This window comes from Streptomyces glaucus, assembly GCF_039533365.1.
In the GTDB taxonomy this organism is placed as follows: Bacteria; Actinomycetota; Actinomycetes; order Streptomycetales; family Streptomycetaceae; genus Streptomyces; species Streptomyces glaucus.
On sequence record NZ_BAAATK010000050.1, the window covers coordinates 1 to 17,298 of the forward strand.

At 74.0% G+C, this 17,298-nt stretch carries 14 protein-coding genes; 6 read left to right on the top strand and 8 right to left on the bottom strand.

Going from position 1 to position 17,298, the window contains the following annotated elements:
• Positions 1-386 precede the first annotated feature (386 nt).
• The 4 genes from ABD363_RS27170 to ABD363_RS27185 all read left to right on the top strand — a co-directional run bounded on the left by ABD363_RS27170 (position 387) and on the right by ABD363_RS27185 (position 5,239).
• A complete protein-coding gene (locus ABD363_RS27170) occupies positions 387-1,637 on the top strand; it encodes a hypothetical protein (RefSeq protein WP_344608149.1) in 1,251 nt (416 codons plus the stop codon).
• Positions 1,638-2,096: 459 nt separating this feature from the next.
• The gene (locus ABD363_RS27175) at positions 2,097-3,695 is read left to right on the top strand and encodes an ABC-F family ATP-binding cassette domain-containing protein (RefSeq protein ID WP_344608151.1); all 1,599 of its coding nucleotides are present in this window, start codon (positions 2,097-2,099) and stop codon (positions 3,693-3,695) included.
• A 335-nt stretch (positions 3,696-4,030) separates the two neighbouring features.
• Entirely contained in the window at positions 4,031-4,252 is a 222-nt protein-coding gene (locus tag ABD363_RS27180) for a helix-turn-helix domain-containing protein (RefSeq protein WP_003976983.1), read from the top strand.
• Positions 4,253-4,435: 183 nt separating this feature from the next.
• Positions 4,436-5,239 (top strand): enoyl-CoA hydratase/isomerase family protein, encoded by an 804-nt coding sequence (locus ABD363_RS27185; RefSeq protein ID WP_344608153.1) that lies wholly within the window; start codon positions 4,436-4,438, stop codon positions 5,237-5,239.
• 97 nt (positions 5,240-5,336) lie between these two features.
• On the opposite strand, the gene ABD363_RS27190 is transcribed toward ABD363_RS27185, so the two are convergent.
• The 8 genes from ABD363_RS27190 to ABD363_RS27225 form a co-directional block, all read right to left on the bottom strand.
• Positions 5,337-6,092: an SDR family oxidoreductase gene (locus ABD363_RS27190; protein ID WP_344608155.1), complete on the bottom strand. Its 756-nt coding sequence runs from the start codon at positions 6,090-6,092 to the stop codon at positions 5,337-5,339.
• A 5-nt stretch (positions 6,093-6,097) separates the two neighbouring features.
• Positions 6,098-7,882 carry a glycoside hydrolase family 15 protein gene (locus ABD363_RS27195; protein ID WP_344608157.1) on the bottom strand — a complete coding sequence of 595 codons (1,785 nt, stop codon included), beginning with the start codon at positions 7,880-7,882 and terminating at the stop codon, positions 6,098-6,100.
• Between the two features lie 133 nt (positions 7,883-8,015).
• Entirely contained in the window at positions 8,016-8,810 is a 795-nt protein-coding gene (locus ABD363_RS27200) for an SURF1 family cytochrome oxidase biogenesis protein (protein ID WP_344608159.1), read from the bottom strand.
• 94 nt (positions 8,811-8,904) lie between these two features.
• A complete protein-coding gene (locus ABD363_RS27205; RefSeq protein ID WP_344608161.1) occupies positions 8,905-9,138 on the bottom strand; it encodes a hypothetical protein in 234 nt (77 codons plus the stop codon).
• Positions 9,139-9,201: 63 nt separating this feature from the next.
• Positions 9,202-10,233: a DEDDh family exonuclease gene (locus ABD363_RS27210; protein WP_344608163.1), complete on the bottom strand. Its 1,032-nt coding sequence runs from the start codon at positions 10,231-10,233 to the stop codon at positions 9,202-9,204.
• A 308-nt stretch (positions 10,234-10,541) separates the two neighbouring features.
• Positions 10,542-11,549 (bottom strand): CopD family protein, encoded by a 1,008-nt coding sequence (locus tag ABD363_RS27215; RefSeq protein WP_425578030.1) that lies wholly within the window; start codon positions 11,547-11,549, stop codon positions 10,542-10,544.
• 182 nt (positions 11,550-11,731) lie between these two features.
• Complete coding sequence (locus ABD363_RS27220; RefSeq protein ID WP_344608165.1) at positions 11,732-13,273, bottom strand: S8 family peptidase; 1,542 nt, start codon at positions 13,271-13,273, stop codon at positions 11,732-11,734.
• 58 nt (positions 13,274-13,331) lie between these two features.
• Positions 13,332-14,861 carry a S8 family peptidase gene (locus tag ABD363_RS27225; RefSeq protein WP_344608167.1) on the bottom strand — a complete coding sequence of 510 codons (1,530 nt, stop codon included), beginning with the start codon at positions 14,859-14,861 and terminating at the stop codon, positions 13,332-13,334.
• Between the two features lie 315 nt (positions 14,862-15,176).
• Here ABD363_RS27225 and ABD363_RS27230 point away from each other — a divergent pair, with 315 nt between their 5' ends.
• Positions 15,177-15,533: a DUF485 domain-containing protein gene (locus tag ABD363_RS27230; RefSeq protein WP_344608169.1), complete on the top strand. Its 357-nt coding sequence runs from the start codon at positions 15,177-15,179 to the stop codon at positions 15,531-15,533.
• Entirely contained in the window at positions 15,530-17,155 is a 1,626-nt protein-coding gene (locus ABD363_RS27235) for a solute symporter family protein (protein WP_344608171.1), read from the top strand. Before ABD363_RS27230 ends, ABD363_RS27235 begins: the two co-directional genes overlap by 4 nt.
• The last annotated feature ends 143 nt before the right edge of the window (positions 17,156-17,298 follow it).

The window sequence follows — 17,298 nt, forward strand, 5'->3', positions numbered from 1 at the left end:
GGTACGAGGCGGCCGCGCCGCCGCCCGCCCGGGCCGGTCCGACACCCCTCGTCCACCCCCTCGCCCCGCGCCCGCAACCTTCCCCCGGCCCCGGTCACCCCCTGTTCCGCTTAGTGCCGTGCCCCTGGCCCGACCCCGGCCCCAGGCGGCTCGCGCGGCCCGTGCGTTGGCCATTCCCGTCGCCCCCCGTGACATTCCGTTTGGGTTTTCGGACCGTCAACCGGAAGACTGCACCCGTGACGTCCCGTATCCCGCGCGACTCCAGGCTTCGACTCGTCCGCCCGCGACCCCTGGCCGCCGCCCCCAGAGCTGTGAACCAGCGGCGTCCCCGCCGCGCCGCCCCGCGCCCCCCGGAGGGCACGCCGGCCCCGGCGGAGCTGGCCAGAATGGCGCGCTCCGGTCTGGCCGGTGCGGTCCGCGTCGCCCGCTGGGCCGACGCCGCCCTCGGCCCCGGCCGCCGGAGCGCGACCTCCGACGGCACGGCCACCCTCTCCGAGGCGACCGCCGAACAGGCGGCCGCCGACCTCGGCCTGACCGTGGCTCAGGTCCGGGCCGACTGGGACACCGCCCGCCTCGCCGGCCTCGTCGAGGTGCACGGCGACAGCGCCCGCCCCGGCTGGCGGCTGCGGGCCTGGGACCGCGACGACAGCGCCGTGCTGCGCGGCTGGGTCGCCCTGTTCGACGCCTGGTCGCTCGCCTGCCCGGAACCCGAGGGGCACGAGCCCGCCGCCGTCGCCGAGGTCGTCTCGGCGATGCCGCAGGTGCTCTCCTTCCTCCAGCTGTCCGCCGGCCCCGTGCCCGTGCCGCAGCTCCTGGACCTGCTGGAGCAGCGCGTCACCGAACTGCGCACCGAGCGCTGCGAGATCCCCTACGGCCCGCAGCCCGAGCCGCGGGACCCGCGGACCGCCGACGACACCCCGCTCGCCCCGCTCCTGGACTGGGCCCTGCGCGCCCTCGCCTCCGTCGGCGCCCTCACCTACGGGGACGGGCAGGCCACGCTCACCCCGCTCGGCAACTGGGCGGTCTGGGTCAAGCTGGAGCAGATCTGCGTCGCCGCCCAGAGCCCCGCCGGCAACATCGAGCAGTCGGCCGAGGACATGCTCCGCGGCTGCGCCCAGCTCCGCCCGAACGCGGCCCGCGCCGAATACCGCGCCTGGCTCGCCGCCCGCCCCGTCGGCAGCGCCGTCACCGAACTGCTCGACGCCGCCCGGGGCGAGGACGCCCTGCTGCGCGGCCTCGCCTTCGAGGCGCTGCGCGTGGTCGGCGCCCCCGCCGAGCCCGACGTCCGTGCCGTGGTCGACGAGCCGGCGCTGCGGCCGTACGCCCTGCTGTGGCTGGCCGAGCACGACGGGGTCGACCCGGAGGACGCCCACGAGGTCCTCACCCGGGAGGAGGCGACGTGGCTGTGGGTCGACACCGCCGCCGCCGTCGCCGACCACGGGGAGGCGCCGATGCTGGTGCGGCACCTGGAGTCCGCGGTGCAGCCGACCGTCCCCCAGCTCCTCGACGAGGTGCGCGCCGTCGGCCACCCGCGCACCGTGCAGGTCCTGGTCGCGCTCGCCGCCGCGCACCCCGACCCCGCGCTGGCCAAGGCCGTACGCCGGGCCGCCTTCCAGGTGCATACCGGAGGCAGCTGAGCGGGCGGCGTCAGGACCGTCCCCCGGGGCGGCGCACACCGGCGCCCCGGACGCCGCCCCCGTCCCGGGCCGTGCGGCCCCGCGGGCCGCAGCACCGCCCCGCCGGGGCGCCGGGACCCCGCGCCCCGCGCCCCGGACCACGGGCCCGCGCGCCGCCCGCGACGGCGCACACCCCCGCCGGCCGCCCTCCGTTCCGTTCGCGCCGTGGTGAGCTGCCGGACATCGGCGGATGTCCGCGCCGAGACCGCGGCCGTCCGCCCCGAGCGGCCCGCCGCCCGGTCCCGCGCCGCCTTTCCCGGCGACGGTCCCCGGGCACCGGGGCCGCCCGACGCCTGGACGCAGAAAAACTGGTTGCACGGTCCCGCTAGACTGGCCCCATGGCCATTCTCCTCGCGCATTAGACGGCGGGAACGTCCTCAGCCGCCCATCCCGCCCCCGTATCCGCCCAGGAGTCTGACCGTGATCTCCGCCTCCGGCATCGAGCTGCGCGCCGGTGCCCGCATCCTCGTCGAGAACGCCACCTTCCGGGTCGCCAAGGGCGACCGCATCGGCCTGGTCGGCCGCAACGGCGCCGGCAAGACCACCCTGACCAAGGTTCTCGCCGGCGAGGGCATTCCCGCCGCCGGCACCGTCACCCGCTCCGGCGAGGTCGGCTACCTCCCCCAGGACCCCCGCACCGGCGACCTGGACGTGCTCGCCCGCGACCGCATCCTCTCCGCCCGCGGCCTGGACGTGCTGATCCGCAAGATGCGCGAGAACGAGCAGCGCATCGCCACCGGCAAGGGCGCCACCCGCGAGAAGGCGATGCGGCAGTACGAGCGCCAGGAGACGGAGTTCCTCACCAAGGGCGGGTACGCCGCCGAGGCCGAGGCCGCCACCATCGCCGCCGCGCTCAACCTGCCCGACCGGGTGCTCGGCCAGCCCCTGCACACGCTCTCCGGCGGTCAGCGCCGCCGCATCGAACTGGCCCGCATCCTGTTCTCCGACGCGGACACGCTGCTGCTCGACGAGCCCACCAACCACCTCGACGCCGACTCGATCGTCTGGCTGCGCGACTACCTGAAGACCTACCGCGGCGGCTTCATCGTCATCAGCCACGACGTCGACCTGGTCGAGACGGTCGTCAACAAGGTGTTCTACCTGGACGCCAACCGCGCCACGATCGACGTCTACAACATGGGCTGGAAGCTCTACCAGCAGCAGCGCGAGGCCGACGAGAAGCGCCGCAAGCGGGAGCGCGCCAACGCCGAGAAGAAGGCCGCCGCGCTCAACGCCCAGGCCGACAAGATGCGCGCCAAGGCCACCAAGACGGTCGCCGCGCAGAACATGGCCCGGCGGGCCGAGAAGCTGCTGTCCGGGCTGGAGGAGATCCGCCAGCAGGACAAGGTCGCCAAGCTGCGCTTCCCCGAGCCCGCGCCCTGCGGCAAGACCCCGCTCATGGCGGAGGGACTGTCGAAGTCGTACGGCTCGCTGGAGATCTTCACCGACGTCAGCCTGGCCATCGACAAGGGCTCCAGGGTCGTCATCCTCGGCCTCAACGGCGCCGGCAAGACCACCCTGCTGCGGCTCCTCGCGGGCGTCGAGCAGCCGGACACCGGCATGGTCGTCCCCGGCCACGGCCTCAAGCTCGGCTACTACGCCCAGGAGCACGAGACCCTCGACGCCGACCGCACGGTCCTGGAGAACATGCGCTCCGCCGCGCCCGACATGGACCTGGTCGAGGTCCGCAAGGTGCTCGGCTCGTTCCTGTTCTCCGGCGACGACGTCGACAAGCTGGCCGGTGTCCTCTCCGGTGGCGAGAAGACCCGGCTGGCGCTCGCGACCCTGGTGGTCTCCTCCGCGAACGTGCTGCTCCTGGACGAGCCCACCAACAACCTCGACCCGGCCAGCCGCGAGGAGATCCTCGGCGCGCTGCGCACCTACAAGGGCGCGGTCGTCCTGGTCACGCACGACGAGGGAGCCGTCGAGGCGCTCCAGCCGGAGCGGATCATCCTGCTGCCGGACGGGGTCGAGGACCTGTGGGGCGCGGACTACGCGGACCTCGTCACCCTCGCTTGATCGAATGAATGATCGACAGCGTATGGATCATTCGGCCGATCCGTGATCCCTCATCTGCGTGAGATCTCCTCGTACCGAGGTGTGTCCTCCACCGGTCGCGCGGCCGGGCCCTCATGTGCCGAGGGCCCGGCCGTCGCGCCGTTCTGACCTGCTCTTTCGGGAAGCGGCCCGTTCGACCGTTCGGACGCGCACCTGCGGAAGGTTGAATTCCGTTTGTGTGGACGCGCTCCTGTCGTCACAACCTTGTCTCACGGACCTTGCCGAATGGGTGGCCATCGGGGCCCGGAGGGGTGATCATGAGGAGACCAGAGCGCACTTCCCATGAGGAGGCACGGGTGGCCGAGACTCTGAAGAAGGGCAGCCGGGTGACCGGCGCCGCGCGCGACAAGCTCGCGGCAGACCTGAAGAAGAAGTACGACGCCGGTGCGAGCATCCGGGCGTTGGCCGAGGAGACCGGCCGCTCGTATGGCTTCGTGCACCGCATGCTCAGCGAGTCGGGCGTCACGCTCCGAGGGCGTGGCGGGGCGACCCGGGGCAAGAAGGCCACGTCGGCCTGACATCCCGGGCGGCCCCTCGACTTCGACGGTGGCCACCCGGCCGGCCGTCCTCCGGCGCCGCGAAGGGCCGGGGGTGACCCCGGAGCGGCCGGGTGGTTACTGTGCAGTCACTTAGCTGTGTCGTCGAACGGCGTGCGAGCCGTCGCACGGCACGGACCGTGACCGCACGCATCGGAGGCGTCCATGGCATCGCCCGCCCAGGACCTGGGTCCCGCACTCGACAAGGACGGCGTACGGCTCACCGTCGACGACGCGATCGCCACGGTGACCCTGACCAATCCGGCCAAGCGCAACGCGCAGAGCCCCGCCCTGTGGCGGGCGCTCACCGAGGCCGGGCGGCTGCTGCCGGGCTCCGTCCGGGTCGTCGTGCTGCGGGCCGAGGGCAAGTCGTTCTCGGCCGGGCTCGACCGGCAGGCGTTCACGCCCGAGGGATTCGACGGCGAGCCGTCGTTCCTCGACCTGGCGCGCGGCGGCGACGCCGAACTGGACGCGACCATCGCCGAGTACCAGGAGGCGTTCACCTGGTGGCGGCGCAGCGACATCGTGTCGGTCGCCGCCGTGCAAGGACATGCCATCGGGGCGGGTTTCCAGCTCGCCCTCGCCTGTGACCTGCGCGTCGTCGCGGACGACGTGCAGTTCGCCATGCGCGAGACCAGCCTGGGCCTGGTGCCGGACCTGACCGGCACGCACCCCCTGGTGAGGCTGGTCGGGTACGCCCGCGCCCTGGAGATCTGTCTGACCGGGCGGTTCGTGACGGCCGACGAGGCCGTGAGCACGGGGCTGGCGAACCTCGCCGTGCCGCCGGCCCAGCTCGACGACGCGGTGCGGGACCTGGCCGCGGCGCTGCTGGGCGCGCCGCGGGACGCCGTGATCGAGACCAAGGCCCTGCTGCGCGGGGCGCTGGAGCGGGACTACGAGGCCCAGCGCGCCGCCGAGCGGGCCGCTCAGGCACGCCGACTGCGGGACCTGGCCGGGCTCGGCGAATGAGCCGTGCCGGGCGCGCACGCCGCCCGGCCGCCGGCGCCCGGTCGCGCGACGGCGGCGCGCGACCGGGCCGAAGGAGAGGACCGGCGGGCGGCCGCCGTCAGAACCCGTGCCGCACCCCGCCGTCCACCGGCAGCATGACGCCCGTCAGGTACGAGGCGGCCGGCGACAGCAGGAACGCCGCCGCACGCCCGAACTCCTCCGGCGTGCCGTACCGCCGCAGCGGAATGCGGGACTCGGCGGCCACCCGCGTCGCCTCCGGGTCGGCGGACAGGCTGTCCAGCTGACGGACCCGGTCCGTGTCGATACGCCCCGGCAGCAGCCCCACGACCCGGATCCCGCGCGGTCCCAGCTCGTCCGCGAGGGACTTGGCGAACCCGGCGAGCCCCGGCCGCAGCCCGTTGGAGATGGTCAGCCCCGGAATCGGCTCGTGCACCGACCCCGACAGGACGAAGCCGATCACTCCGCCCGCGTCCAGCTCGGCCGCCGCCGCGCGGGCGAGCCGCACCGCCCCCAGGAACACCGATTCGAACGCCGCCTGCCACTGCTCGTCCGAGGTGTCGGCGACGAAGCCCGGCGGCGGCCCGCCCACGCTGACGAGGACGCCGTCGAAGCGGCCGAAGTGCTCGCGCGCGGCCGTGATGAGGCGCGCGGGCGTCGCGGCGTCGGCGTTGTCCGCGGCCAGGCCGACCGCGTTCGGGCCCAGCGCGGCGGCCGCGTCGGCGACGCTCCGGTCGTCCCGTCCCGTCACGACCACCTTCGCGCCGTCGGCGACGAGCTCGCGCGCGGAGGCGTTGCCGAGCCCCCGGGTGGCTCCGGTGACGACGTACACCCGGTCCTTCAGTCCAAGATCCATGGCCCTTATCCTGCCCCCTCGGTCCCGAACAGGGCGAGGGCGGTGTTCACCAGGCCGATGTGGCTGAACGCCTGCGGCACGTTGCCGAGCTGGCGGCCGGAGACGGGGTCGTACTCCTCGGACAGCAGGCCCACGTCGTTGGCGAGCCCGACCAGCCGCTCGAACAGCTCCCGGGCCTCCTCGGTACGGCCCGTCATGTGCAGCGCGTCCGCGAGCCAGAACGAGCACACCAGGAACGTGCCCTCGCCGCCCGGCAGCCCGTCGACGGCGGTGTCCTCGGTGCTGTAGCGGTGCAGCAGGCCCTCGTGGCCGAGCTCCTTGCGGACCGCGTCGATGGTGCCCAGCACCCGCGGGTCGTCCGGCGGCAGGAAGCCCACGCGCGGGATCAGCAGCAGCGCGGCGTCCAGCTCGCGCGAGCCGTAGGACTGCGTGAAGGTGTTGCGTTCCGGGTCGTAGCCCAGCTCGCACACCTCCCGGTGCACCTCCTCGCGCAGCCTCCGCCAGCCCTCCAGGTCGCCGTCCAGCCGCGGGTACCGCTCCAGGGTGCGCACGGCCCGGTCGGCGGCCACCCACACCATCACCTTCGAGTGCACGAAGTGGCGGCGCCCGCCGCGCACCTCCCACAGCCCCTCGTCCGGCTGCCGCCAGGCCGTCGTCAGGAAGTCCATCAGGGCGCACTCCACCGCCCACACGTCCGGCTTGGCCGGCAGACCCGCGTCCCGCGCCAGCGACAACGTGTCCATGACCTCGCCGTACACGTCCAGCTGCAGCTGCTTCACGGCGCCGTTGCCGATCCGCACGGGCCGGGAGCCGGCGAAGCCGGACAGCCAGGGCAGCTCGAACTCGGGCAGCCGGCGCTCGCCCGCCAGGCCGTACATGATCTGCAGGTCCGCCGGGTCGCCCGCGACCGCGCGCAGCAGCCAGTCGCGCCAGGCCTCGGCCTCCTCCTGGTAGCCGGCCGCCAGCAGCGCGCCCAGGGTGAGGGTGGAGTCGCGCAGCCAGCAGAAGCGGTAGTCCCAGTTGCGCACCCCGCCCGGTTCCTCGGGCAGCGAGGTCGTGGCGGCGGCGACGATGCCGCCGGTGGGGGCGTACGTGAGCGCCTTGAGGGTGATCAGGGAACGCACCACGGCGTCCCGGTACGGCCCCTCGTAGCGGCAGCGGGACGCCCAGGCCCGCCAGTCCGCCACGCTGTGCCGCAGCGCCTCGAACGGGTCGACGAGCGGCGGCCGCGGCTCGTGCGAGGGGTGCCAGGTGAGCACGAACGCGACCTTGTCGCCCGGGGCGACGGTGAACTCCGCGTGGGTGGCGTTCTCCTCGCCCCAGCTGCGCACCTCGGGTTCGCTGCGCAGCCACGCCGAGTCCGGCCCGGCCACGGCCACCCGGTGCCCGTCGGCCCTGCGCACCCACGGCACGATCGAGCCGTAGTCGAAGCGCAGCCGGAGCACGCTGTGCACGGTCACCTCACCGCGCAGGCCCTCGACGATGCGTACCAGGTCGGGGGCGCGGTCGCGCTGGGGCATCAGGTCGGTGACGCGTATCGCGCCCTGGTCGGTCTCCCACTCGGTGTCCAGGACCAGGGTGTCGGGGCGGTAGGCGCGCCGGGTGCAGCGCCCGGCGCCCTCGGGGGCGATCCGCCAGTGGCCGTTCTCCTCGTCGCCGAGCAGTCGGGCGAAGCAGGCGGCCGAGTCGAAGCGGGGCAGACACAGCCAGTCCACGGACCCGTCCATGCCGACCAGGGCCGCGGTCTGCTCGTCGCCGATGAGTGCGTAGTCCTCGATACGGGGGTGCACGGGAACCGGGTTCCCGGCGGGCCGCGGCGGCAATCAGGGCGGGACGGGGAAGAGGAGCGGAACAGGCCGGCGGCGCACAGGAGGGGAGCGCCGGCCCGCGGGGACGCGCGGCCCGGGACGGGCCGCGCGCGGGTCACACCGCTGCCGGTTCCGCCCGCGCCGTCGCCTCCCGCCGCGCCGCCTCCGCGCGTTCGCGGGCCTCGCGGCGGACCAGGACGAACCAGCCGACGGGAACGCCCGCGCAGAACAGCCACCACTGGATGGCGTACGCCAGGTGCGGGCCGATGTCGTCGTGGCCGGGGGCCGGGATCAGCTCCGGCGTGTCGCCCTTCGGTGCGGGCGAGGTGAGCTCGATGTAGCCGCCGAGGACCTGCTTGCCGAGGCGCTCGGCCTGCTGCTCGCTGTCGATCAGCATGACCTGGCGGTCCGGCAGGCCCCGGACGTTCTTGATCCCGCTGCCCTCGGTCGTCTCGTCCGGCATCAGCCGCCCGGTGACGGTGATCTCCCCCGCGGGGGGCGCCGGGATCTCCGGGAACGAGGTCTGGCTCGGCCCGTCGGCGGGGATCCAGCCCCGGTTGACGACGAGGACCTTGCCGTCGTCGAGCACGAAGGGGGTCAGGACGTGGTAGCCGACCTCGTCGTCCGCGTTGGTGCGGCGGCGCACCACGACCTCGTCCGCGGTGTCGAAGCGGCCCTTCGCCGTCACCCGGCGGTACAGGTTCTCGCGCTCGACCTTCGCCCCGGGCGAGGTCAGGGACTCGGCCGGCACGGGCTTCGCCGCCAGTGAGTCGGCGATCACCCGGTTCAGCGCGACGCGGTGCTCATGGCGGTGCAGCTGCCAGAAGCCCAGCTCGATCATCGTGGGGATGAGCGCGAGCGCCACGAGGGTGAGTATCACCCATTGGCGGGACAGCAGGAAGCGGTACACCCCACGACGGTACAACCCGGTCGCGGGGTGCTCTCCGGCGGGTGCGCCCGGGCCCGTCCCCCGGGCGCGCCCGGAAGCCGCCCGCGGGGGGTGCTCAGACCCGGTCGACGATGCCCACCTTCCCCTCGGCGCGGGCGCAGTGGGCACCGCAGTACCAGTGGCCCTCGACCTCGACCCCCTGCCCGATGATCTGCACCCGGCAGTGCTCGCAGATGGGTGCCATGCGGTGGATCGCACAGGAGAAGCAGTCGAACACGTGCACCGCGCCCTGCGCGTGGACCTCGAAGGTCATTCCGTAGTCGTTGCCGCACACTTCACATGTCGCCATGCGCCACAGGGTGGGCGGTCGGCGCGGCGCGGGCGAGCGGGCGCCGGGCGAGTCGCCCGGCAATCACCCGTCCGTACGGGTGCCGTGCGGGTCCGGGGCCTCCCCGGGCCGGCCGTCCGCCGGCTCGACGTCCCGCAGCAACTGCCCGAACGCCGCCTCGTCCACGATCGGCGTGCCGTACTGCCGGGCCTTGGCCACCTTCGACGTGCCCGAGTCCGGGTCGTTCGTCACCAGCAGGCTGGTGAGCCGGGACAGGCTGGTGGCGACGTGCAGCCCGGCCTCGGTCGCGCGGTCCTCCAGCAGCTCCCGCTCGACGGAGGTGTCCCCGGAGAAGGCGACCCGCATCCCCTGCTTGAGCCGCCCGCCCTCCTCGTACCGCCCCGGGTTGGGGTAGGGGCACGCGGGCCTCCTGCGGGAGGGGCGCCAGCCGCCCGCCCGGTGACCGCCGTACGCCGCCCCCTGCCCGGTCCGGGGCGCGGGCCGGTCCGTCCACTCGGTCAGCGGCCGGCACTCGTGCAGCGGCAGCCGCAGACCGCCCGCCGCCGCGGCCCGCAGGCTCGGCCGGAACGCCTCCGCCAGCACCCGCGCGTCGTCCAGCGCGTGATGCGCCCGCCGCTGGACCACGCCGAAGTGCGCGGCGAGCGACTCCAGTCTGTGGTTGGGCAGCGGCAGGCCCAGCTCCTTGGCGAGCACGATGGTGCACAGCCGCTGCCGCACCGGCGCCTCGCGCCGGGCGCGGGCGTACTCCCGGGCGATCATCTGCCAGTCGAAGACGGCGTTGTGCGCGACGAGGACGCGGCCCCGGAGCCGGGCCGCGAACTCCTCGGCGATGTCCGCGAAGAGGGGAGCTTCTCGCAGCACCTCGCTCGTCAGGCCGTGGATCCACACCGGGCCGGGATCGCGCTCCGGGTTGACCAGCGTGTACCAGTGGTCCTCGACCTCGCCGCGCGCGTCCAGCCGGTAGACGGCCGCGGAGACGATGCGGTCGTCCCGGGCCAGGCCGGTGGTCTCCACGTCGACGACCGCGTACCCCTGCGGATACGCGGCCGGCCACGGTGCGGGGGAGGACGCTGCGGTCGTGTGGTCTTCGAGCATGGTCCCTGAGGATACGGGCCGTGACTGACAGAGCCGTGGCCCAGGTGCCCGGTGCGGGCCGCCCCTCCGGGCTCCCACGGCCCTCGCCCGCCGGGTTCCCCGCGGGGAGGGCGGCACGCGCGGCCCCGGTGCGCCGCCGAGCGCCGGCACGGGCCCCGGGACCCGCACGGCGGCTGCCCCGGGCGCGGCCGGGTCCCGCCCCGACGGGACCTGCGGCGGGGTGCCCGGCGGCCGCGGCGAGGCGTGTCCGGCGTCCGGCGGAACGGGCCGCGGGCCCTTCGGCCCCGGTGCCGGCGCCGGCGCCGGGATCACCACCTGATCGGCAGCGGCAGGGCCGTCAGCAGGCCCGACACCGCGACCGCCGCCCCCAGGGCCACGACCTCCGCCCGCGCGGGGGAGCAGGCCGTCAGCGGGTCGGCCGCCCGGCGCAGCCGGACCCGCGCCCACAGGGCGAGGGCGGCGACGGCCGCCACCAGGAGCACCTTCGCCAGCAGGGTGCGCCCGTACGCCGTCGCCGTCAGCTGGTCCACCACCGTGTCCGGCGGCATCCGGCGCAGCGAACTGCACACGCCCGTCGCCGTGACGGCGGCCAGCAGGACGGCCGCCACGCGCGCGTACAGGCCCAGCAGGGCCGCGCCGGCGCCGGCGCGGGGCCACCGCCGCAGGGTGCGCAGCGCGTGCAGCAGGCCGCCCGTCCACAGCGCCGCGCACGTCAGGTGCACGAGCGTCAGCCCGGAACCGGCCAGGGGAGTGTGCTCGGTGGGCGGATGGGCGCGCAGGGCCTCCGCGACGACGACCGCCGCGAGGGGCCAGACCTGGGCGGCGGGCCGGCCCGAGAGGGCGCACAGCCCGGCCACGAGGAAGGCGTTGACCTCCAGCAGGGCGAGCACGCCCTCGCGGGTCTCGTACAGGCCGCCGACGTCGATGTCGGCGAGGGAGTGCGGCACGAGATTGCCCGTGGCCACCACCGAGGCGAGTCCCAGGGCGGCGAGGAGACCGGCGGCGGCCGCGTACGGGGACCAGCTGCGGGGCCGGGCCGGGGGAGCGCCGGGCACGGTGCGGGCCAGCCGGTCGACGAACAGTTCACCGGCCGGGACGCACAGCGCCGCGAACAGCACCGTGCGCAGCAGGGCTATGCCCCCGGCGCCGGGCGGGGCGGCCTCCCCGGTGCCGTGCAGCGCGGCGGGCGGGCCGAGCAGCGGGATCAGCGCGGCCAGCGCCACCAGCACGAGGACGGCCACGGCGCGGCCGGCGCCGGAACGTTCCGGGGCGCCGCGCGCGCCGGCCACCCCGGAGGAGGGTCGTGTCAGGGTCACTCCGGGATCTTCGCCACCGGCCGCAGAACCGGGCAAGTCCGGGGGAACGACGGGCGTTCGGGCGGCCGGGCGCGGGGGCTCCCGTCCCGGCGGGTGCCGGGCGTCCCGCCGGCGGACGAAGCGGGCCGGACGGGGCGATCGCCCCGTCCGGCCCGCCGCAGGCGCGCGTCGCGCCCGTGCCGCTACCTGGTCACCGCGTCCAGCGCGTCGGCCGTGCCCCGGCCGTAGAAGCCGTTGCGGTTCTTCGGGCCCTCGCACACCGCGTCGACCTTGCCGTCGCCGTCGATGTCGTAGGGGTCCGTGCACGGCGTGGCGTCGGCCTGCGCGTACAGCAGGCTCTTCACCAGCGCGGGGGAGGCGTGCGGGTGCGTCGACCTGATCAGGGCGGCGACGCCCGCGACGTGCGGCGACGCCATCGACGTGCCGGCCATGTAGCCCCACCGGCCGCCGGGCAGCGTGCCCAGGATCAGGCCGCTGGTCGCGGGCGGCGCCGGCGTCTGGTACGCCGTCGAGTCACCGCCGGGGGCCGCGATGTCGACGACCCCCCGGCCGTAGTTGGAGAAGGACGACTTCAGGCCCTTGGCGCCGGTCGCCGCGACCGTGACGACACCCGGCAGCTGGGTCGGGATGTCGTAGCACTGCGACGGGTCGACGACCCGCTCCCCGGGCGTGGAGTCGTTCGGCGAGGACGGGTCGGCGATCTCGTCGGCGGCGAGGTCGTGGTTCTCGTTGCCGGCCGCCGCGACGTTGACCGCGCCCTTGCGCTCCGCGTACTTCGCGGCCCGGGTGACGGCCTCCACCAGCGCCTTCTGGTCCGGGTCGTCGGTGCAGTTGAAGTACCACGGGTCGGTGTAGTAGCTGTTGTTGGTCACGTCGACGCCGTGCTCGGCCGCCCACACGAAGCCGCAGACCACGGCCTCCGTGTAGAAGAAGCCGTCCGGGTTGGACACCTTGATGCCGGCGACCTTCACCCCGGGTGCGACGCCCGTCATGCCGACGCCGTTCTTCGCGGCGGCGATCTCGCCCGCCACGTGCGTGCCGTGCGGGCTCTCCCCCGCGCCCGGCCGCCAGGCGCCGTCGGTGGTGTCGGGCTTGCCCGACACGCAGTTGACCGACGCGGCCCGGTCGAAGTTCGGCGCGAGGTCGGGATGGGTGTCGTCGACGCCGGTGTCGATGACGGCGACCGTCACCTCGCTGCTGCCGAGCGACTTCTCGTGCGCCCGGTCCGCCTTGATGGCGGGCAGGTCCCACTGCAGCGGCTGCAGCGGGTCCTGCCCGTCGGCGGCCTCGGCGGCCTGGGCGGCGTCGGCGGCCTCCCGCGCGCTGAGCACCTTCGGCGTGCCCATGTCGGTCGTCGCGGCCGAGGGCAGCGGCGCGGTGCGGGTGGCGCCCGCCGAGTGCACGCCGCGCACCGTGCGCACGGCCTCGGCGAAGCCGGGGTTCGCCGAGTGGACGACGATCACGCCGATCCGGTCGTACGACGTCACGATCGTGCCGCCGGCCTCGGCTATCGCCTTCTTCACGTGCGCCGAGGGGGCGTGCCCGGGGCGGACGTTGACGACGTAGCTGAGCGAGGTCGCGTCGGCCGCGGCCGTCAGGGCGTCCGCCGCGGGCCGGTCCGCCGCGGCGGCCGTGGCCTGGGGCAGGAACGCCAGGGCGGACGCCATGGCCATGCCCAGCGGGATCGCGATCGCGCGCCGCAGGCGCGGGTGAGGCGCTGTCATGGGTGAGTGTCTCCAGTTCGTTCGGAAGGCTTCGGGGAGCTGCGGTCCCGGCCGCGGGCTACTTGACCGCGCGCAGCGCGTCGACGATGCCGGCGCCGTAGAAGCCGTTGCCGCGCTTGCCGCCCTCGCACACCGCGTCCTGCGTGCCGTCGCCGTCCTGGTCGTAGGAGGCGGGGCAGGCCGTCTCGTCCGCCTGCGCCTTCAGCAGCGCCTGCAGCTGGGCCGGCGTCGCGTGCGGGTACTTCGACTTCAGCAGCGCGGCGACGCCCGCGGCGTGCGGCGAGGCCATCGAGGTGCCCTGCAGGAAGGCGTACTGGTTGTTCGGCATGGTGGACAGGATCCGGCCGTCCTTCGACGGAGTGTCCGGGATCTGGTAGCGGCGGTCGCCGCCCGGCGCCGCGACGTCGACGACGCCCTCGCCGTACGAGGAGTAGTACGACTTGAGGTTCTGCACGCCCGTCGCGCTGACCGTGACCACGCCCGGCAGCTGGGCCGGCACGTCGAGGCACTCGTGCGGGTCGATCGTGCGCGTCACCGGCGTGGTGTCGTCGGGGCTGGAGTCGTCGACGATGGCGTCGGCGTCCAGGTCGTGGTTGGAGTTGCCCGCCGAGGCCAGGTGCAGGATGCCCTTCTTCTGGGCGTACAGCTGGGCCCGGTTGACCGCGTCGACGATCGCCTTCTGGTCGGGGTCGTCCTTGCAGTTGTACAGCCACGGGTCCACGTAGTAGCTGTTGTTCGTGATCTCCACGCCGTGGTCGGCGGCGAACACGAAGGCGCACACGACGTTCTCCGGGTAGAACAGGCCGTTGTGCGGGTCGCTGACCTTGATGCCGGCCACCTTCACGCCCGGCGCGACACCGGCCACGCCGATGCCGTTGCGGGCCGCGGCGATCTCACCGGCCACGTGGGTGCCGTGGTAGTCGTCGGCGGTGTACGGCCGCCAGGCGCCCTCGCTGGTGTCCGCGACGCCGCCGACGCAGTTCGCCGACTGGGACGCGGAGAAGTTCGGCGCGAGGTCGGGGTGGGTGTCGTCGACACCGGTGTCGATCACGGCGACGGTCACCTTGCTGCTGCCCGGGTTGATCCGGGCGGCCCGGTCGGCGCCGATCGCGCGCAGGTCCCACTGGTCGGCCTCCAGGGGCTCGCTGCCGGGGGCGGCCGCCGAGGCGGCCTCGACCTTCGCGGCCTCCGCGGCCGTCAGGTAGTCGGCCGCGCCCTCGTCCGTGGTGCCCGCGGCGACCAGCGGCGCCGTCCGGGTGGCGCCCGCCGACTGCACGCCGCGCGCCGCGCGTATCTGCGGGCCGAAGTCCGGGTTCGCCGAGTGGACGACGATCACGCCGATCTTGCCGTAGGTGGCCACGACGGTGCCGCCGGCCGCGGCGATCGCCTTCTTCACCGACGCGATGGTGCGGGCGTCCGCCCTGGTGTTCACGACGTACGCCAGCTCCGGCGCGTCCGCGGCCTGCGCGGCGGAGGCGGGCTGCGGGGCCGCCGACGCGGCCGCCGGCAGGAAGCCGAGCGAGGCGGTCAGCGACAGCACGACGGGCACGGCGAGGGCGAGCCGGCGTCTGGGACGCAGATGAGCCATGGGGTCTCCACATCATCCTGAAACGAAACCGGCCCGAGACACAGGTGGTGCTCGGGCAGGTACATGACGGTGGTGCAGGGTGAAGCTATCTCCCGAAGCCGCTGGCCAGCAATGATTTCCCGGAAGTGAGTTCGGAAAGAGCCCCGGAGGGTTGAACCGGTACTCGCGCGCCGCCGTGACGTTGGGCAGGGAGCACGAGCACGATCGAGCCCCCTGTCGGATCGCGCCGGGGACGCCTACCATCGCCACCCGGTCCACGTGATCCACATCACCGTGAGGTCCAGACCGCTCATGTCCGTCGTACGAGGAGACTCCGTGGCCACCGACGCACCGCCCCCCTCGAAAGAGCAACGCACCCTTCCCTCCGCCGAGGAGTTCAACGAGGTGCAGCAGAGCGCGGAGTTCGGTGAACTGCGCCGCTCCTTCCGCTCCTTCGCGTTCCCGCTGACCATCGCCTTCGTCGCCTGGTACCTGCTGTACGTGCTGCTGTCGAACTACGCGGGCGGCTTCATGGGCACCAAGCTGTTCGGCAACATCAACGTCGCCTTCGTCTTCGGCATCGCCCAGTTCGTCACCACGTTCGTCATCGCCTGGTGGTACTCGCGGCACGCCGCCGCGAAGCTCGACCCCAAGGCCGAGGCCATCAAGACCCGGATGGAGGGCGGCGCATGAGCCCCGCACAGCAGACCCTGCTCGCCGCGGGCGAGGCGAGCGAGCACCGGCCGCTGATCATCTCCCTGTTCGCGGTGTTCGTCCTGGCCACCCTGGTCATCACCGTCTGGGCGGGCCGGCAGACCAAGGACGCGGCCGACTTCTACGCGGGCGGCCGCCAGTTCAGCGCCTTCCAGAACGGGCTCGCGGTCTCCGGCGACTACATGTCGGCCGCGTCCTTCCTCGGCATCGCGGGCGCGATCGCCCTCTTCGGCTACGACGGCTTCCTGTACTCCATCGGCTTCCTCGTCGCCTGGCTGGTGGCGCTGCTGCTGGTGGCCGAGCCGCTCAGGAACTCCGGCCGCTACACCATGGGCGACGTCCTCGCCTACCGGATGCGCCAGCGCCCGGTCCGCACCGCCGCCGGCACCTCCACGATCGTCGTGTCGATCTTCTACCTGCTGGCCCAGATGGCGGGCGCGGGCGTCCTGGTCTCGCTGCTGCTCGGCATCACCTCCGACGCCGGCAAGATCCTCATCGTCGCCCTCGTCGGCATCCTGATGATCGTGTACGTGTCCATCGGCGGCATGAAGGGCACCACCTGGGTCCAGATGGTCAAGGCCGTGCTGCTCATCGGCGGCACCCTGCTGATCACCTTCCTGGTGCTGCTGAAGTTCGACTTCAACATCTCCGACCTGCTCGGCCGGGCCGCCGAGAACAGCGGCAAGGGCGCCGCCTTCCTGGAGCCCGGCCTGCAGTACGGCGCCACCGGCACCTCCAAGCTGGACTTCATCTCCCTCGGCATCGCCCTGGTGCTCGGCACCGCCGGCCTGCCGCACATCCTGATCCGCTTCTACACGGTGCCCAACGCCAAGGCCGCCCGGAAGTCCGTGAACTGGGCCATCGGCATCATCGGCGCCTTCTACCTGATGACCATCGCCCTCGGCTTCGGCGCCGCCGCGCTGATCTCCCAGGACGAGATCATCGAGTCCAACCCGTCCGGCAACACGGCGGCCCCCCTGCTCGCCCTGCACATCGGCGGCGTCGACTCGGCCTGGGGCGCGATCCTGCTCGCCACCATCTCGGCGGTGGCCTTCGCGACGATCCTCGCCGTCGTCGCCGGCCTCACCCTCGCCTCGTCCTCCTCCTTCGCGCACGACATCTACGCCAACGTCATCCGCAAGGGCGAGGCCACCGGCGCGGAGGAGGTGCGCGCGGCCCGCTGGGCGACCGTCTTCATCGGCATCGTCTCCATCGCGCTCGGCGCGCTCGCCCGCGACCTGAACGTGGCCGGCCTGGTCGCCCTGGCCTTCGCGGTCGCCGCGTCCGCCAACCTGCCGACCATCCTCTACAGCCTGTTCTGGAAGCGGTTCACCACCCAGGGCGCGCTGTGGTCGATCTACGGCGGCCTGATCGTGGCGGTCGGGCTGGTGCTGTTCTCGCCCGTGGTCTCCGGCGACCCCAAGGCGATGTTCCCGGACGTCGACTTCGCCTGGTTCCCGCTGAAGAACCCCGGCCTGATCTCCATCCCGTTCGGCTTCCTGATGGGCTGGCTCGGCACGGTCCTGTCCAAGGAGGAACCGGACGCCGCCAAGTACGCGGAGCTGGAGGTCCGGTCCCTGACCGGCACCGGCGCCCACTGAGCGGACGCCGGCGCGCGGCCCCGCCGTGGCTTTCCACGGCGGGGCCGCGTCCCACGTCGTGGGCCGGGCCTGTGGCGTTGTCGGCGGGGTCGCGTAGGCTCGCAGACACCGAGGGGACGTGCTCCGCGCACGATCCGCGTCGA

Bases quoted from the DNA above. Each gene is read 5' to 3' on its own strand.
- ABD363_RS27170 (WP_344608149.1), top strand. From the start codon at position 387: ATGGCGCGCTCCGGTCTGGCCGGTGCGGTCCGCGTCGCCCGCTGGGCC.
- ABD363_RS27185 (WP_344608153.1), top strand. From the start codon at position 4,436: ATGGCATCGCCCGCCCAGGACCTGGGTCCCGCACTCGACAAGGACGGC.
- ABD363_RS27190 (WP_344608155.1), bottom strand. From the start codon at position 6,092: ATGGATCTTGGACTGAAGGACCGGGTGTACGTCGTCACCGGAGCCACC.
- ABD363_RS27205 (WP_344608161.1), bottom strand. From the start codon at position 9,138: ATGGCGACATGTGAAGTGTGCGGCAACGACTACGGAATGACCTTCGAG.
- ABD363_RS27210 (WP_344608163.1), bottom strand. From the start codon at position 10,233: ATGCTCGAAGACCACACGACCGCAGCGTCCTCCCCCGCACCGTGGCCG.
- ABD363_RS27220 (WP_344608165.1), bottom strand. From the start codon at position 13,273: ATGACAGCGCCTCACCCGCGCCTGCGGCGCGCGATCGCGATCCCGCTG.
- ABD363_RS27225 (WP_344608167.1), bottom strand. From the start codon at position 14,861: ATGGCTCATCTGCGTCCCAGACGCCGGCTCGCCCTCGCCGTGCCCGTC.
- ABD363_RS27235 (WP_344608171.1), top strand. From the start codon at position 15,530: ATGAGCCCCGCACAGCAGACCCTGCTCGCCGCGGGCGAGGCGAGCGAG.